Annotated in this window: 18 protein-coding genes; 5 read left to right on the top strand and 13 right to left on the bottom strand. The window is 70.9% G+C overall.

The annotated features are described in order from the left end of the window. Window positions 1–176: 176 nt before the first annotated feature. On the bottom strand, window positions 177–842 hold the full coding sequence (locus ACIRP7_RS16245; RefSeq protein WP_403658986.1) for a TetR/AcrR family transcriptional regulator: 666 nt from the start codon (window positions 840–842) through the stop codon (window positions 177–179). A gap of 414 nt (window positions 843–1,256) precedes the next feature. Between ACIRP7_RS16245 and ACIRP7_RS16250 the strand changes: the two genes are divergently transcribed. Genes ACIRP7_RS16250 through atzF form a run of 4 tightly spaced genes read left to right on the top strand, consistent with a single transcriptional unit; the run spans window position 1,257 to window position 7,919 of the window. Continuing rightward, on the top strand, window positions 1,257–2,081 hold the full coding sequence (locus ACIRP7_RS16250) for an urea amidolyase associated protein UAAP1 (protein WP_403658989.1): 825 nt from the start codon (window positions 1,257–1,259) through the stop codon (window positions 2,079–2,081). Continuing rightward, entirely contained in the window at window positions 2,078–2,716 is a 639-nt protein-coding gene (locus tag ACIRP7_RS16255; RefSeq protein WP_403658992.1) for an urea amidolyase associated protein UAAP2, read from the top strand. Before ACIRP7_RS16250 ends, ACIRP7_RS16255 begins: the two co-directional genes overlap by 4 nt. Next, the gene (locus ACIRP7_RS16260) at window positions 2,713–6,240 is read left to right on the top strand and encodes a 5-oxoprolinase/urea amidolyase family protein (RefSeq protein WP_403658995.1); all 3,528 of its coding nucleotides are present in this window, start codon (window positions 2,713–2,715) and stop codon (window positions 6,238–6,240) included. Before ACIRP7_RS16255 ends, ACIRP7_RS16260 begins: the two co-directional genes overlap by 4 nt. 32 nt (window positions 6,241–6,272) lie before the next feature. Continuing rightward, window positions 6,273–7,919, top strand: a complete 1,647-nt coding sequence (atzF, locus tag ACIRP7_RS16265) for an allophanate hydrolase (protein ID WP_403658998.1) — start codon at window positions 6,273–6,275, stop codon at window positions 7,917–7,919. A 69-nt stretch (window positions 7,920–7,988) separates the two neighbouring features. Here the strand turns inward: atzF and ACIRP7_RS16270 are convergent, their stop codons facing one another. From ACIRP7_RS16270 to ACIRP7_RS16325, 12 genes are all read right to left on the bottom strand, one after another. Next, entirely contained in the window at window positions 7,989–10,850 is a 2,862-nt protein-coding gene (locus ACIRP7_RS16270; RefSeq protein WP_403659001.1) for a DEAD/DEAH box helicase, read from the bottom strand. Window positions 10,851–10,890: 40 nt separating this feature from the next. After that, a complete protein-coding gene (locus tag ACIRP7_RS16275; protein ID WP_403659004.1) occupies window positions 10,891–11,781 on the bottom strand; it encodes a diacylglycerol kinase in 891 nt (296 codons plus the stop codon). Between the two features lie 31 nt (window positions 11,782–11,812). Then, a complete protein-coding gene (tatC, locus tag ACIRP7_RS16280) occupies window positions 11,813–12,772 on the bottom strand; it encodes a twin-arginine translocase subunit TatC (protein WP_403659007.1) in 960 nt (319 codons plus the stop codon). 48 nt (window positions 12,773–12,820) lie between these two features. Further along, on the bottom strand, window positions 12,821–13,108 hold the full coding sequence (tatA, locus tag ACIRP7_RS16285; RefSeq protein WP_352390115.1) for a Sec-independent protein translocase subunit TatA: 288 nt from the start codon (window positions 13,106–13,108) through the stop codon (window positions 12,821–12,823). Window positions 13,109–13,366: 258 nt separating this feature from the next. Further along, window positions 13,367–13,561 carry a hypothetical protein gene (locus ACIRP7_RS16290; RefSeq protein ID WP_403659010.1) on the bottom strand — a complete coding sequence of 65 codons (195 nt, stop codon included), beginning with the start codon at window positions 13,559–13,561 and terminating at the stop codon, window positions 13,367–13,369. Window positions 13,562–13,571: 10 nt separating this feature from the next. After that, window positions 13,572–13,862 (bottom strand): hypothetical protein, encoded by a 291-nt coding sequence (locus ACIRP7_RS16295; RefSeq protein ID WP_352390116.1) that lies wholly within the window; start codon window positions 13,860–13,862, stop codon window positions 13,572–13,574. Beyond that, a complete protein-coding gene (locus tag ACIRP7_RS16300) occupies window positions 13,859–14,908 on the bottom strand; it encodes a helix-turn-helix transcriptional regulator (RefSeq protein ID WP_403659013.1) in 1,050 nt (349 codons plus the stop codon). Before ACIRP7_RS16300 ends, ACIRP7_RS16295 begins: the two co-directional genes overlap by 4 nt. 19 nt (window positions 14,909–14,927) lie before the next feature. Beyond that, window positions 14,928–15,881: a helix-turn-helix transcriptional regulator gene (locus ACIRP7_RS16305; protein ID WP_403659016.1), complete on the bottom strand. Its 954-nt coding sequence runs from the start codon at window positions 15,879–15,881 to the stop codon at window positions 14,928–14,930. A 136-nt stretch (window positions 15,882–16,017) separates the two neighbouring features. Continuing rightward, window positions 16,018–16,389: an FKBP-type peptidyl-prolyl cis-trans isomerase gene (locus ACIRP7_RS16310; RefSeq protein WP_403659019.1), complete on the bottom strand. Its 372-nt coding sequence runs from the start codon at window positions 16,387–16,389 to the stop codon at window positions 16,018–16,020. An 89-nt stretch (window positions 16,390–16,478) separates the two neighbouring features. After that, window positions 16,479–17,483: an FKBP-type peptidyl-prolyl cis-trans isomerase gene (locus tag ACIRP7_RS16315; RefSeq protein WP_403659022.1), complete on the bottom strand. Its 1,005-nt coding sequence runs from the start codon at window positions 17,481–17,483 to the stop codon at window positions 16,479–16,481. Window positions 17,484–17,610: 127 nt separating this feature from the next. Beyond that, window positions 17,611–18,972 (bottom strand): Pup--protein ligase, encoded by a 1,362-nt coding sequence (gene pafA / locus ACIRP7_RS16320; protein ID WP_007380857.1) that lies wholly within the window; start codon window positions 18,970–18,972, stop codon window positions 17,611–17,613. 9 nt (window positions 18,973–18,981) lie between these two features. Next, a complete protein-coding gene (locus ACIRP7_RS16325) occupies window positions 18,982–20,241 on the bottom strand; it encodes an MFS transporter (RefSeq protein WP_403659025.1) in 1,260 nt (419 codons plus the stop codon). 88 nt (window positions 20,242–20,329) lie between these two features. Between ACIRP7_RS16325 and ACIRP7_RS16330 the strand changes: the two genes are divergently transcribed. Then, window positions 20,330–21,346: a LacI family DNA-binding transcriptional regulator gene (locus ACIRP7_RS16330; protein WP_403659028.1), complete on the top strand. Its 1,017-nt coding sequence runs from the start codon at window positions 20,330–20,332 to the stop codon at window positions 21,344–21,346. Window positions 21,347–21,376 lie beyond the last annotated feature (30 nt).

Consider the following 21,376-nt stretch of genomic DNA (forward strand, 5'->3'; position numbering starts at 1 on the left):
TGCGCTGCGGGCGAGCTTAGTCCGACCGGATCATCGCCGTGTCATATTCAGCAAGCGCCTGAAACGGGCATTGCGACTGGAGTAACCTCGGTCCATTTACACGCTCCGAGATCAGTCGAACACACGGAGTCATGGCGTACGGGCGCACGAAACCCACTCACCGCGGTGAGTGAAGATCAGTTCTCGGCCGGGTGCCCGACTGGGATTCCGGCGATGCGCAGGGCCGCGTCCGCGGTGGCCTCCGCGAAGACGGAGACGGGCCGCTCGGGGTCGGAGCGGTGGACCAGGATCACGCCCTCGATCAGGCCGAACAGCAGGTCCGTGCGGAGTTCGAGCTCACTCTTGGCGAGGGCGCCGCCCGCGGCCGTCGCGGCGAGCAACTGCCGGTAGGCGTCCTTGAGTTCGGTGCGCACGGCATGGAAGCCGGCGAAGCGCTCGGCGCGCACCTCAGGCAGCAGGTAGAGCCCGCCGAGGTTGTACGGGCCGCCGCACAGCACCTCGACGTCCGCGCGACACAGCTCCCACAGCCTGCCCTCGGCCGGGGTCTTGTCGTCCGCCAGCAGCTCACGGGCGTACGCCAGCGAGGGCGTGACGGTGGACTCCAGGAGCTGGGCGAGGAGTTCCTCCTTGCCGGAGACGTAGTGGTACATGGACGCCTGCCGCATGCCCGCACGCTCGGCGACGGCCCGGGTGCTGGTGGCGGCATAACCCAGGGAGGTGAACAACTCGGCTGCGGCGACAAGGAGTTCGTCGCGTGGCGCCAGCCCGCTGTCCGGCCGCCGATCGGCCCGGGGCCTGCCGACCCGCCGCCCGGACTCCGCCGCCCCACCTGTCGTACCCATGCGTTCGATCCTCGCACACGGGGCGCGGGGTGATCGCCGGGTGATCTTCGGGCAGCCACGGGACGACCACACCCAGGCTCCCGGAACGCCCACCGAGGATCACCGGACGCACCCCCGCCGCCCAGCGACACGCACCACACCACCCTCCAGGGGCGCGGGGAACTGCGCGACCAACCCCCACCGTCCCGCGCCCGGCAGCGCACCGGATCCATCGCGCCGCACCCGACAACGCTCGGGACCTGCCGCACCACCCCCGACGACACACCCACCCACCCCCGACAACGACAACGCACCTCGCCCCACCCCCGTGAGCCCCCGGTAACTCCCCCGCAACACCCGGGCAATCCCCCCGACCTACCCCGCCCTTAATTTCTGTCAAGCGACAGAAACACCCCCCGGAGCCGGAGGTCCGCCATGGCCACAGAGACCACATACGGAGCCCGAGCACACGCCCGCGCCCAGGAGGGCACCCGTGCCGAGGCCATGCCCGTCGTGCCGGCCGGCGACTGGCCGGAGCCGCCCTCCGCGGCGGGCCCCCTGGTGTGGGCGGAGACCGTGGCGGGCGGCAACTACACGCACCGCGTCCTCGCACGCGGCACCGAACTGCGCCTCACCGATCTCCACGGAGACGCCTGCGCGCACCTCCTGCTGTACGCGGAGGACCGCCCCTGGGAGCGCCTGAACGTCGCCGACACGGTCAAGGTCCAGTGGAACGCCTACCTCGGTGAGGGCCAACTGCTCCTGTCCGACCAGGGCCGCGTCCTCGCGAGCGTCGTCGCCGACACCTCCGGCCGCCACGACGCCCTGTGCGGCACCTCCACCCTGGCCCGCAACACCGAGCGCTACGGCGACGGCACCCCCCAGAGCCCCTCCCCCGCCGGCCGCGAGCTCTTCAAGCTGGCGGCCGCGAAGAACGGCCTCGAACCCCGCGATCTGCCGCCCTCCCTCTCCTTCTTCCAGGGCGTCCGGATCCGCGAGGACGGCACCCTCGACTTCACCGGCTCGGCGGGCCCCGGCGCCGGCGTGACCCTCCGCGCCGAACAGGACGTGACGGTGCTGATCGCCAACGTCCCGCACCCCGCCGACCCCCGGCCCGCCTACGTCAGCACCCCGCTGGAGGTCCTCGCCTGGCGCGCCGAACCCACCCGCGCCGGCGACCCCCTCTGGGACGCCACCCCCGAAGGCCGCCGAGCCTTCCTCAACACCGCCGACTTCCTCGCCTCGAAGGGACGCGCATGAATCTCGAAGGGACGCACACGAAGGCGGTGGTTGCCGCCCGCTCCGCCTGGTCCTCCCTCATCCGCGAGGGCGAGACGCTCACCATCACCGACCTGCACGGCAACCAGGCCGTCGACTTCCTCGTCTACGACGCCCACGACACGGCGGTCCGCTACAGCGCCCCCGACACCGTCCAGGCGCAGGGCGGCATCTTCCTCACCACGGGCAGCGTGCTGATGTCCAACGAGCACACCCCGCTGATGACGGTCACCGCCGACGACGTGGGCCGCCACGACACGGTCGGCGGCGCCTGCTCCAAGGAGTCGAACACGCTGCGCTACGGCCACCACACCTGGTCGCAGCACGCGTGCGTGGACAACTTCCTCGCCGAGGGCGCGAAGTACGGCCTCGGCAAGCGCGACCTCGTCTCCAACATCAACTGGTACATGAACGTCCCGGTCGAGAAGGACGGCACCCTCGGCATCGTCGACGGCATCTCCGCCCCGGGTCTCTCCCTGACCCTGCGCGCCGAACGCGACGTCCTCGTCCTGGTCTCCAACTGCCCCCAGATCAACAACCCCTGCAACGGCTTCGACCCGACACCCGTGGAAATGACGATCGGGTCTGTGGAGACGACGATCGGGGCCGGCGCATGACCTTCGACACCCTCCTCGTCGCCAACCGGGGCGAGATAGCGGTCCGGATCATCCGCACGGCCCGCGAACTGGGCCTGCGGACCGTCGCGGTGTACTCCGACGCCGACCGGGCCGCCCCCCACGTCCGGCTCGCCGACGAGGCCGTACGTCTCGGCCCGGCGCCCGCGAAGGAGTCGTATCTCGACGCCGACCTGGTGCTGAAGGCGGCCAAGGACTCGGGCGCGGGCGCGATCCACCCCGGCTACGGCTTCCTGTCCGAGGACGCCGTCTTCGCCCGCCGCTGCGAGGAAGCGGGGATCGTGTTCGTGGGCCCGGCGCCCGAGCAGCTGGAGCTGTTCGGCGCGAAGCACACGGCACGGGCCGCGGCCGAGGCGGCGGGAGTGCGGCTGGCGCCGGGAACGGGCCTGCTGCCCTCTCTCGACGAAGCCCTCGAAGCGGCCGGAGCCATCGGCTATCCCGTCATGCTCAAGGCCACCGGCGGCGGTGGCGGCATCGGCATGTCGGCCTGTCACTCCGCCGACGAACTGACCGACGCCTGGGACCGGGTGCAGCGCGTCGCCGCCGCCTCCTTCTCCTCCGCCGGCGTCTTCCTGGAACGGCTCGTCGAGCACGCCCGCCATGTCGAGGTACAGGTCTTCGGCGACGGCGAGGGCAGAGTCGTCACCTTCGGCGACCGCGACTGCTCCCTCCAGCGCCGCAACCAGAAGGTCCTGGAGGAGGCTCCGGCACCGGGCCTTCCCGCCCACGTCCGCGCACAACTCGCTTACAGCGCCCGCGGGTTGTGCGCCTCCGTCGGCTACCGCTCCGCAGGAACCGTGGAGTTCGTCTACGACGCCGCCCGCGAGGAGGCCTACTTCCTGGAGGTCAACACCCGTCTCCAGGTAGAGCATCCGGTCACCGAGGAGATCTACGGCGTCGATCTGGTCGCCTGGATGCTCCGCCTGGCCCGGGGCGAGCGGGACGTCGTACGCGAGCCGGGCCCCCCGCGCGGCCACGCCGTCGAGGCCCGCGTCTACGCCGAGGACCCCTCCCGCGAACACCGGCCCAGCGCGGGCCTGTTGACCCGGGTCGAGTTCCCCGGCGGGGTCCGTGTCGACGGCTGGGTGGAGACCGGCACCGAGGTGACGACGTCGTACGACCCGATGCTCGCGAAGATCATCGCGTACGGCCCGGACCGTGCCCACGCGCTCCAACGGCTGGACGAGGCCCTGGCACGCACCCGTGTCGACGGCATCGAGACCAATCTGGGCCTGGTCCGGGCGGCGCTGGCCGACGCCGACTTCAGGACGGCCGCGCACTCCACGGCCACCCTCTCAGGGGTTCAGGACCCGACCCCGCGCATCGAGGTCGTCGCGGCCGGCACCCTCACCACGGTCCAGGACTGGCCGGGCCGCACCGGCTACTGGCAGGTCGGCGTGCCGCCGTCCGGCCCGATGGACGACCTCTCCTTCCGGCTCGGCAACGGGGCGCTGGGCAACCCGGAAGCAGCCCCCGGTCTCGAATGCACCTTGCAGGGACCGTCGTTGAGGTTCACCCACACCACGACCGTCTGCGTGACGGGCGCTCCGGCCCCGGTCACCGTCGACGGCACACCGGTGGCACAGTGGGAGCCGGTGACCGTGCCCGCGGGCTCGGTCCTGGAGATCGGCGCACCCGCCGAACACGGCCTGCGGACGTACGTCCTGTTCGCGGGCGGCCTCGACGTGCCGGCCTTCCTCGGCAGCGCGAGCACCTTCACGCTGGGCCGCTTCGGCGGACACGGCGGACGGGCGCTGCGGACGGGCGACGTACTGCACGGGTCGGGCCGGGCCGACGCCACGCCCGTCGAAGACCGCCCCTCCGTCACGCCCACGTGCCCCTCCTTCACCTCCACCTGGCACATCGCCGCCGCCGAAGGCCCGCACGCCGCCCCGGAGTTCTTCACCGAGGACGACATCCGCGACTTCTACGCCGCCGACTGGAAGGTCCACTTCAACTCGGCCCGCACCGGGGTCCGTCTGGTCGGCCCCAAGCCCCGCTGGGCCCGCTCCGACGGCGGCGAGGCCGGCCTGCACCCGTCCAACATCCACGACACGCCGTACTCCGTCGGTGCGGTCGACTACACGGGCGACATGCCGGTGCTGCTGGGCCCGGACGGGCCCTCCCTCGGCGGCTTCGTGTGCCCGGCCACCGTCATCAGCACCGAGCGCTGGAAGCTGGGCCAGCTGCGCCCCGGTGACACGGTCCGCTTCGTCCCGGTGACCACGGACGGCTCGGCACGCCCGGCGATCGTGGACGGCGGCATCCTCGCCCGCGACGGCGATGTGACCTACCGCCGCAGCGGCGACGACAACCTGCTGGTCGAGTTCGGCCCCATGCAGCTGGACCTGGCGCTGCGCATGCGCGTCCACGCGCTGATGGAGGCGGTCGCCGAACACGGCCCGGACGGCATCACCGACCTCACCCCCGGCATCCGCTCCCTCCAGATCCGGACCGAGCCGAACCGGCTGCCCCAGCACGAACTCCTGGCCGCCGTACGGGAGATCACCGCGTCCCTGCCCCCGTCCGACGAACTGGTCGTCCCCTCCCGCACGGTCCACCTCCCGCTCTCCTGGGACGATCCGGCCACCCGCGAGGCGATCGCCCGCTACATGGCGGGCGTCCGCGACGACGCGCCCTGGTGCCCGTGGAACATCGAGTTCATCCGCCGCGTCAACGGCCTGGACTCGGTGGACGACGTCTACCGCACGGTCTTCGACGCGGAGTACCTCGTCCTGGGCCTGGGCGACGTCTACCTCGGCGCCCCGGTGGCCACCCCCCTCGACCCGCGCCACCGCCTGGTGACCACGAAGTACAACCCGGCGCGCACCTGGACGGCCGAGAACTCGGTCGGCATCGGCGGGGCGTATCTGTGCATCTACGGCATGGAGGGCCCCGGCGGCTACCAATTCGTGGGCCGTACGACCCAGGTGTGGTCGCCCTGGCAGCAGCGCGGCGCGTTCGAGCCGGGCTCGCCCTGGCTGCTGCGCTTCTTCGACCGCATCAAGTGGTATCCGGTGGACGCGGACGAACTCCTGGAGCTGCGCGCCGACATCACGTCCGGCCGTTTCGTGCCCCGTATCGAGGAGGGCACCTTCTCGCTCGCCGAGTACCAGACCTTCCTCGCCGAACACGCCGAGTCCATCACGGAGTTCAGGGGGCGCCAGCAGACGGCCTTCGCGGCGGAGCGGGACGCGTGGGAGGCGGCGGGCGAGTTCGCGCGGGCCGAGTCGGTGTCCGCACCGGCAGCCGCCCCCGCCGACATCGCGGTCCCTGCGGGCGGCCGCCTGATCGAGGCCGAGTTCGCCGCGTCCGTATGGCAGCTGAACGTCGAGCCGGGTGACGTGGTGACGGCGGGGCAGCCGCTGCTCGCCCTGGAGGCTATGAAGATGGAGTCCAGGGTGCACGCGCCGACGGCCGGCGTGGTCGCGGAGATCCTGGCCAGGCCGGGCGACCAGGTGGAGGCGGGGACGGCACTGCTCGTCCTGGCCCCGCCCGCACAGTGAAACCCGGCCGCACAGTGAAAGAGGAGCGAGCCATGTCCAGCACCGTCACCCGGGTCCGTGCCGCCTACGACCGCGTCGAGGCCGTGGACCGGCCCGAGATCTGGATCGACCTGCGTCCGCGGGAGGAGGTCGAGCGGGAGGCCCGGTCGATCGACGAACAGCTCGCGGAGGGCCGGTACCTCCCCCTCGCGGGCCGCCTGTTCGCCGCCAAGGGCAACATCGACGTGGCCGGCCTGCCCACCACCGCGGGCTGTCCGTCGTACGCCTACCGTCCCGAGGCCGATGCCCCGGTGGTCGCCCGTCTCCGCGCGGCGGGCGCGATCGTGCTCGGCACCACGAACCTGGACCAGTTCGCGACGGGCCTGGTCGGCACCCGCTCCCCGTACGGCGCGGTCCGCAACGCGTACGATCCCCTGCGGGTGAGCGGCGGCTCCAGCTCCGGATCGGCGGTGGCGGTGGCGCTGGGCATCGTCGACTTCGCCCTGGGCACCGACACGGCGGGCTCGGGCCGGGTTCCGGCCGCCTTCAACGCCATCGTCGGCCTCAAGCCCACCCGCGGCCTGGTCCCCACGGCCGGGGTCGTCCCGGCCTGCGCCTCGATCGACTGCGTGACCGTCTTCGCCCGCACCCTCCCGGAGGCCGAGCAGGCGCTGTCCCACATGATCACGGGTACCGCCCCGTCCCTGCCAGGACGCCGCCCCGGGCCCTGGCGGATCGCGGTCCCCGCGCGCGAGCAGCTCGGCGAACTGGACGAGGGGTGGGCAGCGGCGTTCGAGGAGGCGGTGGATCAACTGATCAGGGCCGGCGCCTCGGTGCGCGAGCTCGACCTCACGCCCTTCACACAGGCGGCGGCGATGCTCTACGAGGGTGCGTTCGTGGCCGAGCGCTACACAGCGGTGGGGGCTTTCGTCGACAAGGCGACGGAAGCGAACGACGACTCCCTCGATCCCACGGTCGCCGCCATCATCACTCGCGCCCGCGACCTGCCGGCCCACCAGCTCTACGCCGACCTGGACCGCCTGGCCACGCTCCGCACCCGGGCCGTGGCCGAACTGGCCGACGCGGACACCCTTCTCCTGCCCACCGCCCCCGGTCACCCCACCCTTGCCGAGGTTGCCGCCGACCCGCTGGGCGCCAACGCCCGCCTGGGCCGCTTCACCAACTCCACGAACCTCTTCGACCTGGCGGCCGTGGCCGTCCCGGCGGGCGAGGTGAACGGTCTCCCGTTCGGCGTGATGCTGATCGGCCCGGCGCACACCGATGAACGCTTGGCGAGCATCGCGCGCCTGCTCCGGCCGGAGACCCGCCTCGCGGTGGTCGGCGCCCACCTGACGGGGCAGCCGCTGAATCCCCAACTCCTCGCCCTGGGCGCCCGCCTGGACCGTACGACCACCACCGCGCCGGTGTACCGCCTGCACGCCCTGCGGACGGTCCCGCCGAAACCGGGTCTGGTTCATGTCGGCGACGGCGGTGCGGCGATCGAGGCGGAAGTGTGGAGCCTACCGGCGGAGGGCCTCGGCCGGCTCCTGGCAGCACTCCCCCGCCCGATGACGCTGGGCAGCGTGCAACTGGCCGACGGCACCGCCGTCCCCGGGTTCCTGTGCGAGCCGGCAGCACTGACCGACACCGAGGACATCACGGCGTACGGAGGCTGGCGCCCGTACGTGGAACGCGGGTGACGGCAACTCACTCAGGGGTGCGGGGAACTGCCCGGCCGGCCGCGACCTCCCCGCCCCGCCGACGCGTCCTCACCCCACCGACGAGTAGGCCACAACCCCCCGCAGCAACAGATCAACAGCCTTGCGCGCGTTCTTCGCGACCGTGGACCCCTCGCCCCCGGAAACCGGCGCCGCAGCCGAGATCTGCCCCAGCACGTCGATCACCTGCTTGCACCAGCGCACGAAGTCCCCGGCGGGCATCTCCGCCTCCCGCAGCACCTCGTCCAGCCCCTTGCCAGAAGCCCACATGTAGGCGGCCCAGGCGAAGCCGAGGTCGGGCTCACGCTGGCCCACGCCCTCGGTCTGGTTGATCCGGAAGTCCTCCTCCAGGGCGTCCAGCCGTCCCCAGATCCGCACCATCTCCCCCAGCGCGGCCTTCGCCTTGCCGGACGGCACCTTGGGCGCCATGGCGTCGTCGCCCATGCGGGACTCGTACACCAACGCCGACACGCAGGCGGCCAGTTCACCAGGGGCGAGCCCCTCCCAGACGCCTTCCCGCAGGCATTCGCTGGCCAGCAGATCGAGCTCGCCGTAGAGCCGGGCCAGCCGCTTGCCGTGCTCGGTGACCTCGTCGCCGCGCAGATAGTCCATCTCGGTCAGCAGGGCCACGATCCGGTCGAAGGTCCGCGCGATGGTGTTTGTACGTCCCTCGATGCGCCGCTCCAGCTGCGAGGTGTCGCGCAGCAGCCGGTGATAGCGCTCGGCCCAACGGGCGTGGTCCTCACGGTCGTTGCACCCGTGGCAGGGATGTGCCCGGATCGCCGTCCGCAGCCGCGCGATCTCGCGGTCGTCCGCGGCCTGGGAGCGCTGCTTACGGGCCCGCTCCGGTGGGATGTGCCCGGCCTTGGTGCGCAGCGCGGAGGCAAGGTCGCGACGGGACTGCGGCGAACGCGGGTTGAAGGACTTCGGGATCCGCATCCGCTCCAGCGCCTCGACCGGCACGGGAAAGTCCATCGAGGCGAGCCGCTTGACCTGCCGCTCGGCGGTCAGCACCAGCGGCCGCGGGCCGTCGTGGTGCTCGAAGCCCCGGTGGCCGTTGGACCGTCCGGCGGGCAGGCCCGGGTCCAGCACCAGCGCGAGACCGGCGTACTTGCCCGTCGGCACATGGATGACGTCGCCCGGCTTGAGCTTCTCCAGCGCCACGGCCGCCTCGGCCCGCCGCTGGGAGACCCCCTGCCGGGCCAGCTCCGTCTCCCGGTCCTTGAGCTCGCGGCGCAGCCGCGCGTACTCCTCGAAGTCGCCGAGGTGGCAGGTCATGGAGGCCTTGTAGCCGTCGAGCCCCTCCTCGTTGCGCTGCACCTGACGCGAGATCCCGACGACCGACTTGTCGGCCTGGAACTGCGCGAACGACGTCTCCAGGAGCTCACGCGAGCGGTGCCGGCCGAACTGCTCGACCAGGTTGACCGCCATGTTGTACGACGGCTTGAAGCTGGAGCGCAGCGGATACGTGCGCGTGCCGGCGAGCCCCGCCAGGTGCTCGGGGCTGCTCCCGCGCTGCCACAGCACCACGGCGTGGCCCTCGACGTCGATGCCGCGCCGCCCCGCACGCCCCGTCAGCTGGGTGTACTCGCCGGGCGTGATGTCGGCGTGCTGCTCGCCGTTCCACTTGACGAGCTTCTCCAGCACCACGGAACGCGCGGGCATGTTGATGCCCAGCGCGAGCGTCTCGGTCGCGAACACGGCCTTGACCAGGCCCCGGACGAACAGCTCCTCGACGACCTCCTTGAAGGTCGGCAGCATGCCCGCGTGGTGGGCCGCGATACCGCGCTCCAGGCCCTCCAGCCACTCGTAGTACCCGAGGACGTGCAGGTCCTCGTGCGGAATGGACGCGGTGCGCTCCTCGACGAGGGCGCGCACCCTGCCCCGCGCCTCGTCGTCGTTCAGCCGCAGCCCCGCGTACAGGCACTGCTGTACGGCCGCCTCGCACGCGGCGCGGCTGAAGATGAACGTGATGGCGGGCAGCAGGCCCTCGGCGTCGAGGCGCTCGATGACCTCGGGCCGGCTCGGCGTCCACACCTTCGACCGCTGCCGCCGCTCACGCTCCCGGTCGGCCTCGCGCATCGCCCGGCCGCGTCTGCGGTCCTGGTACGACGGCCGCTGGGCCTCCATCCGGGCCAGCCGCACGAGATCGGGGTTGACGGCCTTCTTGTTGCCCTCGCCCTCCTCGAACAGGTCGTACATCCGCCGCCCGGCGAGCACGTGCTGGAACAGCGGCACGGGCCGGTGCTCGGAGACGATCACCTGGGTGTCGCCGCGGACGGTGTCGAGCCAGTCGCCGAACTCCTCGGCATTGGACACGGTCGCCGACAGCGACACCAGGGTCACCGACTCGGGGAGGTGGATGATCACCTCTTCCCATACGGCGCCCCGGAAGCGGTCGGAGAGGTAGTGCACCTCGTCCATGACCACGTATCCGAGGCCCAGGAGGGTCTGCGAGCCCGCGTACAGCATGTTGCGCAGGACCTCGGTGGTCATCACGACCACGGGGGCGTCGGAGTTGACGCTGTTGTCGCCGGTGAGCAGGCCGACCTTGTCGGCGCCGTAACGGCGGCTCAGGTCGGCGTACTTCTGGTTGGACAGCGCCTTGATGGGGGTCGTGTAGAAACACTTCTTGCCCTGCTGGAGGGCGAGGTGGACGGCGAACTCGCCGACGATCGTCTTGCCGGAGCCGGTGGGGGCGGCCACCAGCACGCCCTTCCCGGCTTCGAGAGCCTTGCAGGCCTCGATCTGGAAGGGGTCGAGATCGAAGTCGTACATCTCGCGGAAGCCCGCGAGCGCGGTGGCCTGCTCGGCTGCCCGCAGGCGGGCTGCCGCGTACCGCTCGGCCGGTGAGAGGTCCTCTGTCATCGTGCTTTCGAGCGTACCCGGCACCACTGACAACAGGACGATCATTATCCGGATCGGGGCCCGCGAAACCTGCCCTTCACGCAGTTCAAGGGCCCACCACGGACACCGCTCCGCGGACGCAGCGCGCCGTCAGCGGCAGGGGCCCGAGCGGCTCGCCGTCGGCGTACCCCGTGACGCCCTCCGCGGCGATCTCGACCTGTGCGGCCCTCACCACGGTGACCTCGGGATGGTCGACGTGGGTGCCCCGGTACACGCTCGGGAAGACCCGCAGCAGGGTCGTCCGGCTGCAGTCGCCGACCACGGTGAGGTCGAACAGCCCGTCGGTGAGGTCCGCGCCCGGGCAGATCCGCATGCCGCCGCCGTACGACGATCCGTTGCCGACGGCCACCAGCGTCGCCTCGACCTCGCGGACCTGGCCGTCGTCGAGCGTGATCCGGTACGGCACGGGCCGGAATGCGGCCAGTTCGGCGAGCATCGCGAGGTCGTACTTGAGGCGGCCCGCGGGCCATCTCATGCGGTTGCCGCGGTCGTTGACGCGGGAGTCGAAGCCAGAGGCGAGGACGGTGGCGAACCAGTGGTCACCGACCCGGCCGAGGTCGACGTCGTGGAGGCGGCCCTCCTTGAGTGCCCCGGCGATCAGCCGGCCCGCGGCGGCGGGATCGCGCACCGGCAGCCCCAGTGCGCGGGCGAAGTCGTTGCCGGTGCCGGCGGCGACCAGCCCGAAGGGGGTGGCGGTGCCGGCCACGGCCTGCAGGGCGAGGTTGGCCATGCCGTCGCCGCCGACGGCGACGAGGGCGCCGGTGCCGTCCTTGACGGCGGCACGTGCGCGTGCGAGGGCGTCGGCCGCGTCCTCGCCGAGCACGGTGCGCACGGCGAAGCCTGCCGCCCGCAACGCGGAAGCGGCCGGCTGCGCCGCGTGGGCGCCCCGGCCGCGGCCCGCGGTGGGGTTGACGAAGAGGGTGATCTCGCTGGTCACGGAAGTGACCTTACGAGCCGCTTCCCGGTCGTCAGGTCACGTCGTCATAACCGTTGACCCGGTCCGTGCCGGAGGGTTCGGGCAGTGCCCGGCTCGCGGCGACGGTCTCGACCTCGCCGATGGCCTCGGGGGTGAGATCCAGGTCGGAGGCCTCGTCGTCGTCGGGGCCCTCGGCCTCCCGGCGGCGCCGACGCTTGTCGTTGACCAGGGAGAAGGCCACCGCGAAGAAGTACAGCACCCAGATCGGGCCGGCCAGCGCGAGCATGCTCAGCGGGTCCGTGCTCGGCGTCGCCACGGCGGCGAACACGGTGATGCCCATGATCATGCCCCGCCACCAGCCGAGCATCCGCTTGCCGGTGATCATGCCGGTGAGGTTGAGGAACACCAGCAGCAGCGGCAGTTCGAAGGAGAGACCGAAGACGATCACCATGCGCGTGACGAGCTGCAGCAGGTCGTCGAGGGGCAGCAGGTTGTCGATGCTGCCGCTCGGCGTGAAGTCGATCAGCACCTTCGCGGTGGTGGGAAGCACCGAGTACGCGAAGTAGGCACCACCCATGAACAGCGGGGCGCCGGTGAAGACGAACGCGTACGCGTACTTCTTCTCGTGCCGGTGCAGACCCGGGGCGATGAACGCCCAGAGCTGGTACAGCCAGATCGGCGAGGCCAGGACGACACCCGCCGTCAACGAGACCTGGAGAGCCAGCGTGAAGGGCGCGAGCAGGCCGTTGATGGTGATCCGGGCGCACTTGTGAGTCGCGTCGGCCGAGGACGACTTGGCGAGCTCCGCGAAGCTCTGCTGACAACCGATCGAGTCCAGGATCGGCTTCGTCAGGAAGTTGATGATGTCGTTGTAGAAGAAGGCAGCGACGATCGTCACGAGGACGATGGCCAGCAGGGCCTTCGCGAGCCGGTTGCGGAGCTCACGAAGGTGATCCGCGAGAGGCATCCGCCCCTCGGGATCCCTCTCCTCTTTGCGGGCAGACTTCAGCAACCCACGTTCCCATCTCGTGCGGGCGGGCCGGAGGTCACCGGCCCCGCGTCAGCGCTTGGTCGTGTCCGTCGGCTCGCTGACCGGGCGCGAGCTGGTCACGTCGCCGGGGGCGGCCTGGATGGTGCGCTGGGACGGGCTCTGCTCGTCGGTGGTGGGCGGACCGGCCGGAGTGGCCGTGCTGCCGCCCTCTTCCTTCATCGCCTTGGCCTCGCTCTTGAGAATGCGAGCGGACTTGCCGAGCGAGCGCGCCATGTCGGGAAGCTTCTTCGCGCCGAACAGCAGGATGATGACGACGAGGATGAGAATGATCTCGGGGGCGCCGAGCCTTCCGAACATAAGTCTTTACCTTCTCACCGAGGCGGCTTGTGGGGTGCTGTCCGACCGGTCGGACATGTGTCCGATCAATCGTGCTGGCAGCGATCGTAACGCCCAGGGGTGAACGGCTGGCAATCCCTGTGCGTACTCCCGGTTCGCGGCCGAGCCTCGTTATCCGGACCGCGACCAGCAGCGTACCTGCCGACCCCACTCCGGTGACAGGGCGAAGTGGCCCAAAACGCATCCGGCGCACGACTCACACCCGACTCTCAGCAGCACTCACAGTGAGTCCACAGAACGGGCCGTGCTCACCGCCGCCCGCTCCAGATCCTCCGCGGCCCGGTTGATGCGCCGCGCCGAGTCGTTGACCTGGCGCCCCAGACGCTGCGCCTCCACAAAGACCCGGACGGCGAGCACACCCAGGACAGCGAGACTCACGAATCCCACAGCTACCGCGAACATCGGCCAGAACATGGCACCGAGCCTAGAGGGTGGAGTGCAGCCGCAGCGTACGGACCCCGCCGCCGGTCAGCAGCTCCACGATCCGCTCACCGGCGGGCTTGCGGACGGCCGCGCCGCATTCGGGGCAGGTGAAGGAGTAGAACGTGGCACGGCTGGTCGCGCCGATGGCGAGACGCAGGGCGGCGGCGGCCAGCTCGAACCGCTCCCGGCAGTCCGGGCAGCTCGCCCTGAAGGTCGCCGGGGCCGCGCTTCTCATCCCCGCGAAGGCGGCAGCCACCGTCATGCCCGCACCAGACGTCGCCGACTCGCTCAAAGCCCCTGCTCCTGCCTGTCGTACCCACCGTCATGCACCCGCGTCCCCGGGGTCTTGCCCGCCTCGACCCCGTCATAGGCCGCCAGGGCCTCGCGGGCCGCCTCACGGGCGCTGTCGGCGAGGTCGCGCGGCGAGACGATACGGCCGTCGCGGCCGAGCCGGAGCGCCAGTCGGCGCAGCGATGCCGGGTCCGGGGTGCGGAGGGTAATACGCAGCCCGCCGTCGGAAAGCTCATCGGCGCTGTCGTGCGGGTAGTACTCGGCGACCCACCGTCCGCCGGGGCCGACCTCGACGACCACCTCGGGGTCCTCGGCCGCGGGCTGCACGAGCCCCTCCGACAGGTCCCTGAGCTCGACCTCGGGCGGCGCGGACGGCTCGTCGAGGATCTTGATCTCGGCGACCCGGTCGAGCCGGAAGGTACGCCGCGCCTCGGAGCGGCGGCACCAGGCCTCGACATAGGTGTGTCCGACGCTGACCAGGCGGATCGGGTCGATCTCGCGCTCGGTGAGCTCGTCCCGGGCGGGCGAGTAGTAGCGGATCCACAGGCGCCGACGCTCGGAGATGGCCCGGTCGACGTCCGCGAAGACGCCGCCCTCCGACTCGAAGGTCACCGAAAGACGCGCGCTGGCACCGGCGGTCTCACCGGCCGCGGTCTCCACCTTGGCGGTGGCACGCAGCAGTGCCTGCCGGTCGCTCTCCCGGAGGCCGGGCAGCGTGGAGACCGCGCGGGCGGCCACCAGCAGCGCGGTCGCCTCGTCGGCGGCGAGCCGCAGCGGCTCGGCCGTCTCCTCGCCGAGGGCGGCGGGGTTGTGCCACCAGATCCGCTCGCCGTCGGTGTCGATGTCGAGCAGATCGCCGCCGCGGAAGCTGGTGCCGCACATGGGCAGCACATCGAGGTCGGAGACCAGCTCGTCCTCGGTGATCCCGAAGGCGCGGGCCACGTCCTCGACGCGCGCTCCGGGACGCTCCTTCAGATAGGTCACCAGCGAGAGCATCCGCCGGGTCTGGTCGATGGCGTTCGTGGGCCTGACCGGTTTGCCTGCCACAGTTCTCTTCCGTTCCCCCTCAGCCCTTGGCCACGGCGCGCAGCCGGTCCACCACGTCGGCCCGCAACTCGGCGGGCTCCAGGACCACCACGTCGGGACCGAACTCCACCAGCCAGGCGTCCAGGCCGTGACCGTACGGAATCTCCAACTCGTCCCAGCCGTCGCCCAGTTCCCGCACCGAGGTGGCCTTCGCCCGCAAGGGGTACCCCGCGCCCGTGCGCAGCCGGATCCGCGCGCTGCGGTCGGCGGTCTCCCCCGCCCAGCTCGCCACGGTCTCGCGGACGGTGACGACGTCGGGGACCGGGACCGTGAACCGCGTGCCGCGCGAGCGGACCTTGCCGGTGATCCGGGAGAGCCGGAACACCCGCTCGGCACCCCGGTCCCGGTCGAATCCGGCCAGGTACCAGTGGCCGCGCCAGCACTCCAGCGCCCACGGCTCGACATGGCGCGGCTCGGGGCGGGCGGCGGTGGCCTTGCGGTAGTCGAAGAGGACCGGGCGGCGGTCGCGGCAGGCGAGCATCAGCGGTTCGAAGGAGGCCTCGTGCACCGGGATCCGCGGTTCCAGGGCACCGTGCGCCTCGTACGGGTCGACGTCCTCGGGCAGCCCCGCCGCGCGCAGTTTCTGCAGCGCGCCGCTGGCCGCGCCGGCGAGCCGGGCCTGCTGCCACACCTTGGCGGCCAGGCCCAGGGCGGCGGCCTCCTCCGCGTCGAGGGTGATGGGCGGCAGCCGGTTGCTGTCCCGGCGAGCGAGATAGCCGACTTCGCCGTCCAGGTTCTCAACGGTCTCGATCACGAGCCCGAGTTCGCGCAGATCATCCTTGTCGCGCTCGAACATCCGGTTGAAGGAGTCGTCGGAATTGGCTTCCAGGTAGGCCTCGATGGACTCCCTGAGCTCACGCTTGGTCAGCGGCCGTCGCGTCCCGAGCAGACACAGCGCCAGGTTCATCAGCCGCTCGGCCTTGGCAATGGCCATCGACGCCCTTCGCCTCCCTATGGTGCTTACGGACGATGACCGTACCGCCCCGAAGGAGCAAGGCAAAAGCCGAGGGCCCATGCCCGGACAGGCATGGGCCCTGGTCGATCAGGTCCGGTCGGACGTCGTACGACGATCAGACGCCGAGCAGGTCGACCACGAAGATCAGGGTCTCGCCGGGCTTGATCGCCGGGGTGGGGCTCTGGTTGCCGTAGGCCAGGTGGGCCGGGATGGTCAGCTGGCGACGGCCGCCGACCTTCATGCCCTGCACGCCCTGGTCCCAGCCCTTGATGACCCGGCCGCCACCCAGCGGGAAGCGGAACGGCTGACCACGGTTCCAGCTGGCGTCGAACTCCTCACCGGTGCTGAAGGCCACGCCCACGTAGTGGACGGTGACGGTCTGGCCGGCCTGCGCAACCTCGCCGTCGCCCTCCCAGATGTCCTTGATCTCCAGCTCCGCCGGGGGCTCGCCGCCGGGGAAGTCGATCTCGGGCTTGTCGATGCTCACGTCACTCGCTCCTGCTTGTTCACGGAAAGGCAACAGGGACCAGTCTTACATCCCTGTCGCACGGACCTGCGCGCATGTCCCCCCGTGCGTCACATCTTCGCGAGGATGTCCACGGTGAAGACCAGCGTGGAGTCCTTCTTGATCCCGCTGCCGGCGGGCGGGTTGTCGCCGTAACCCAGCTTCGGCGGAATGGAGATCAGCACCCGGCTGCCCACCTTCTTGCCGGTCAGACCCTGCGCCCAGCCCTTGACGACCTGCTGCAGCGAGAACGACGCCAGCTGCCCGCGCTTGTACGTCGAGTCGAACTCCTTGCCGGTGTCCCACACCACGCCCTTGTACTGGACGAGCAGGGAGTTCTCGGCCGTCACCTTGTCGCCGTCGCCCTCGATGACGTACTCCGCCACCAGCTTGGTCGGCGCGTCCGCCTTGGGGATCTCGATCGATGGTGCCTTGCCGTCGGTGTTGGTGCCGACCTTGGGCAGAGCGGCGTCACCCTGCGCGACCTTTGTGCCCTTGGCGGAGCTCTTCGCGTTGAAGGCGGCCTGCACATCGACGACGAACACCAGCGTGTCGGTGCCCTTGATGCCCGCCTGCGCGTTGCCCCCCTTGCCGTACCCCCAGGTCGGCGGGATCGAGAACAGCACCCGGCTGCCGGCCTTCTTGCCCGCCAGGGCGTACCGCCAACCGTCGATGATGCTGTTCTGCGCGAGCTGGATGACCAGCGCCGTCTTACGGTCGTAGGAGTTGTCGAAGACCTTGGCGGTGTTCCAGATCTGGCCCAGGTAGTGGGCCTGGATGTAGTCGCCCTCGGCGATGGTGGTGCCGCCGCCCGCGATGAGCGTCTTGACCGCGAGATCCTTCGACGGATCGCCGGTGCCCTTGGCGACCGTCGGCTTCTCACCGAACTTCACGCCCGCCGTGACCGCCGGCAGCGGACCGTCGACGATCTTCGGCGCCGGTGGCGGGGGGGCCGAGGACGACGGCGAGGGTGACGTGCTGTCGCTCGCCTTGCTCGAGTCGGACTTGTCGTCACCGCATGCGGCGAGTGTGGCCAGTCCTGCGGGAACGGCAATGAGAAGGGAGCGTCGGCGCACGGTGAGAGCCTCGTAATCGGTCGATCTTGTTGATGGCGTGCGCGCAACTCTACGGCGTGAGAAGGGCGCCGTACGGGAAACGTACGGCGCCCGTGTTGCGTTCCGGCAGTGATGCGGAACGCTTTGCTCACATTCCGGCGATCAGTTTCTCCACCCGGTCGTCGACCGATCGGAACGGGTCCTTGCACAACACCGTGCGCTGCGCCTGGTCATTGAGCTTGAGGTGGACCCAGTCGACGGTGAAGTCCCGGCGCTGTTCCTGGGCCCTGCGGATGAAGTCACCGCGCAGCCGGGCCCGAGTGGTCTGCGGGGGAACGGACTTGCCCTCGAAGATCTTCAAGTCGTTGCAGATACGGGCGGCTTGACCCTTCCTCTCCAGAAGGTAGTACAGCCCACGACGGCGGTGGATGTCGTGATACGCGAGGTCTATCTGCGCGACCCGCGGGTGGGACATGGTCATGTTGTGCTTGGCCCGGTACCGCTCGATGAGCTTGTACTTCATGACCCAGTCGATCTCGGTGCCGATCCGGTCGAGGTCCTCCGCCTCGATCGCGTCCAGCGTGCGGCCCCACAGCTCCAGGACCTGGTCGACCGTGCCGGTGCGGATCCCGCGCCGCTCGACGAAGTCCACGGCCTTGTCGTAGTACTCGCGCTGCACCTCCAGCGCGGAGGCCTCCCGACCACTGGCCAGACGCACCTTGCGCCGGCCGGTGATGTCATGGCTGACCTCGCGGATCGCCCGGATCGGGTTCTCCAGGGTCAGATCACGCATCACGGTGCCCGCCTCGATCATGCGCAGCACCAGGTCGGTCGCACCGACCTTCAGCAGCATGGTCGTCTCGGACATGTTCGAGTCGCCCACGATCACGTGCAGGCGGCGGTAGCGCTCGGCGTCGGCGTGCGGTTCGTCGCGGGTGTTGATGATCGGCCGGGAACGGGTCGTCGCTGAGGAGACACCCTCCCAGATGTGCTCGGCCCGCTGGCTGACGCAGTACACCGCGCCCCGCGGGGTCTGCAGCACCTTGCCGGCACCACAGAGAAGCTGCCTGGTGACCAGGAACGGAATGAGAATGTCCGCGAGCCGGGAGAACTCCCCGTGGCGGGCCACGAGATAGTTCTCGTGACAGCCGTAGGAGTTGCCGGCCGAGTCCGTGTTGTTCTTGAAGAGGTAGACGTCGCCCGCGATTCCTTCCTCGTGCAGGCGTCGTTCGGCGTCCACCAGGAGTCCTTCGAGAATGCGCTCGCCCGCTTTGTCGTGGGTGACCAGTTCGGTCACGTTGTCACATTCGGGTGTCGCGTATTCCGGATGTGAGCCCACGTCGAGATAGAGGCGTGCGCCGTTTCGCAGAAAGACATTGCTGCTGCGGCCCCATGACACGACACGGCGGAAGAGGTACCGCGCCACCTCGTCGGGAGACAGGCGTCGCTGTCCCCTGAACGTACACGTGACGCCGTACTCGTTCTCCAGCCCGAAAATGCGGCGGTCCATGAGTGAACATTACGCCCGATCCCCCGAGCTGAAACGGGGTTCGGCAGCACGGTTTGGATCATTTTCCGATGAAGACGCAACCACCGCCCCTCCCACGGGAGCTGTGAGGACGCCTCCCGTGACCAGCAGAACCAGCAGCGACACACCCCCCGCGACCCCCGGCACGGCGAAGCCCCACAGGGCCCCGCCCCCCTCGACGACCGGGCCCGCGAGCCCCGTTCCGACCGATGCGCCCACGGTGAACGTCGTCACGATCCAGGAGAAGGCCTCGGTCACCGTCCCGGCCGGCGCGTGCCGGTCGACCAGGACGAACGCGCACGCGATCACCGGCGCCAGGAACACCCCCGCCAGGACCATCAGCAGCGTCATGGCGACGGCCCCCGGCATCAGCGTCAGCGGCAGGTAACACACCGCCAGCAGGCCCACCAGGACCCGCAGTCGCCGCGCGGGCTCACCGGCCCACTGCCGCGCCCCGTACACCGTGCCGCCCACCAGGGCACCCAGACCGATCCCGGCCAGCAGCCAGCCGTACACCGCGTCCCCGCCGTGCTCGTCCGCGTACGGCACGGAGGCGACCGTGATGGACCCCAGCGCGATCCCCACGAACAGGAACGCGCCGAGCAGCACCAGGAGTCCGGGCGAGCGCAACGCACCGAGCCAGTGCGCCTCACGCGGACCGGAGCGCCACGCGCGCGAGGGCGGCGACACCACGACCGAGAGCGCCCCGAGGACCCCGATGACGTTCAGCACCACCAGCGCCGCCTGCGCCGACCACAGCGACGCGCACAGCGTCACCAGCAACGGCCCCACGGTGAACATGACTTCCTGCGCCACCGCGTCCATGGCGTACGCCGTGTGCACCTGGTCCTCCCGGCGCAGCACGCTCGGCCACAGCGCCCGCAGCCCGCCCTCCAGCGGCGGCGTGAAGAGCCCCGCGGCCGCCACGGCCACATAGGCGAGCGGGAGCGGATCGGTGCCGGTGAAGGCGAACACGGCCATCGCGAGGGCCGACAGCACGGCGGACGGAAGCTGCACACGAGGCTGTCCGTGCAGATCGACCAGCCGCCCGAGCACCGGCTGCCCCACGGCGTTGGCGACCCCGTACACGGCCGCGAGAGCCCCGGCGAGGCTGTACGTACCGCCCTGCGCCCGGACGAACAGCACGATCGCGATCGCCGCGGTGGCGTTCGGCAGCCGGCCCACCAGCGTCCCCGTCAGCAGGCGCGCCGCGTGCCTCGCCCTGAGGATCTCCAGGTATCCCGCGGCCATGTCCCGCCTCCAAGTCATACGTATAACGTCGACTCCCATACGTACCATGTGCGCTGTTCGGACGTCCAGACGAAGGAGCGGACCCACGGTGGCACGCAGCAGCACGCGACCGACCAGCCGCGACGTCGCACATGCGGCCGGAGTGTCCCAGGCCGCCGTCTCCCTCGTCCTCGGCGACAAATGGCGCGGCCGGGTCTCCGAGACCACCGCCGAACGAGTCCGGGAAGCCGCCCGCGACCTCGGCTACCGCCCCAACCTCGCCGCCCGCAACCTCCGACTCGGTCACACCCGCACCGTCCTCCTCGTCGTCCCCGCCCTCACGACCGAGTTCTTCGCCGGCGTCTACACCGGCGCCGCACGCGTCGCCGCCGACCACGGCTTCGGCGTCGTCCTCTACCCCTCCCCCGAAGGCATCGGCCCCGCCCGCGACCCCTTCGCCTCCTCCCAGGCCGCCCTCGACGGCGTCATCGCCTCCTCCATGGCAGCCGACGCCCTCACCGCCATCCGCGGCGACCAACTCCCCCTCGTCATGCTCGACAGCGACCCCTCCGGCAGCCTCGGCGCCGCCACCGTCAACCTCGACATCGCTGACGGCATCCGCCAGGTCGCCACCCACCTCCTGGACCTCGGCCACCGCCGCTTCCTGCACCTCGCCGCCGACATCCCCTCCTGGACCTTCGACGTCCGCGCCCGCGAACTGGCCGCCCAGCTCGACACGGTCCCCGGCACCACCCTCCGCACCGCCCACGCCCCCATCTCCATCGACGGCGCCCTGACCGCCGCCGAGGCCGCCCTCGCCGCCCCCGGCCCCCGGCCCACCGCCCTGGTCTGCGACGACGACAAACTCGCCGCCGGCGCCTACAAGGCCGTACGCCGACTCGGACTGCGCGTCCCCGACGACATCTCCGTCACCGGCCTCGACGACCTCGCCCTCGCCACCGCCATCGACCCCGAACTCACGACCGTACGACTGGACGCCGAACTGTTCGGCGAACGCGGCATGGAAGCCCTCCTGGCCGTCCTGGAAGGCCGTACACCACCCGCCGGCGACATCCCCGTCGACTTGGTCGTACGAGGCTCCACAGCGCCCCCCAGCACCCCCTGAACGCCCTGTGCCCCGGCCTGGTGAACGGCC

It is taken from the genome of Streptomyces sp. NPDC102270, from assembly GCF_044766405.1.
Classification (GTDB): domain Bacteria; phylum Actinomycetota; class Actinomycetes; order Streptomycetales; family Streptomycetaceae; genus Streptomyces.

Coding starts and splice junctions, on each gene's coding strand:
- ACIRP7_RS16245 (WP_403658986.1), bottom strand. CDS start 842: ATGGGTACGACAGGTGGGGCGGCGGAGTCCGGGCGGCGGGTCGGCAGG.
- ACIRP7_RS16250 (WP_403658989.1), top strand. CDS start 1,257: ATGGCCACAGAGACCACATACGGAGCCCGAGCACACGCCCGCGCCCAG.
- ACIRP7_RS16255 (WP_403658992.1), top strand. CDS start 2,078: ATGAATCTCGAAGGGACGCACACGAAGGCGGTGGTTGCCGCCCGCTCC.
- ACIRP7_RS16260 (WP_403658995.1), top strand. CDS start 2,713: ATGACCTTCGACACCCTCCTCGTCGCCAACCGGGGCGAGATAGCGGTC.
- atzF (WP_403658998.1), top strand. CDS start 6,273: ATGTCCAGCACCGTCACCCGGGTCCGTGCCGCCTACGACCGCGTCGAG.
- ACIRP7_RS16270 (WP_403659001.1), bottom strand. CDS start 10,850: ATGATCGTCCTGTTGTCAGTGGTGCCGGGTACGCTCGAAAGCACGATG.
- tatA (WP_352390115.1), bottom strand. CDS start 13,108: ATGTTCGGAAGGCTCGGCGCCCCCGAGATCATTCTCATCCTCGTCGTC.
- ACIRP7_RS16290 (WP_403659010.1), bottom strand. CDS start 13,561: ATGTTCTGGCCGATGTTCGCGGTAGCTGTGGGATTCGTGAGTCTCGCT.
- ACIRP7_RS16305 (WP_403659016.1), bottom strand. CDS start 15,881: ATGGCCATTGCCAAGGCCGAGCGGCTGATGAACCTGGCGCTGTGTCTG.
- pafA (WP_007380857.1), bottom strand. CDS start 18,972: ATGGACCGCCGCATTTTCGGGCTGGAGAACGAGTACGGCGTCACGTGT.
- ACIRP7_RS16325 (WP_403659025.1), bottom strand. CDS start 20,241: ATGGCCGCGGGATACCTGGAGATCCTCAGGGCGAGGCACGCGGCGCGC.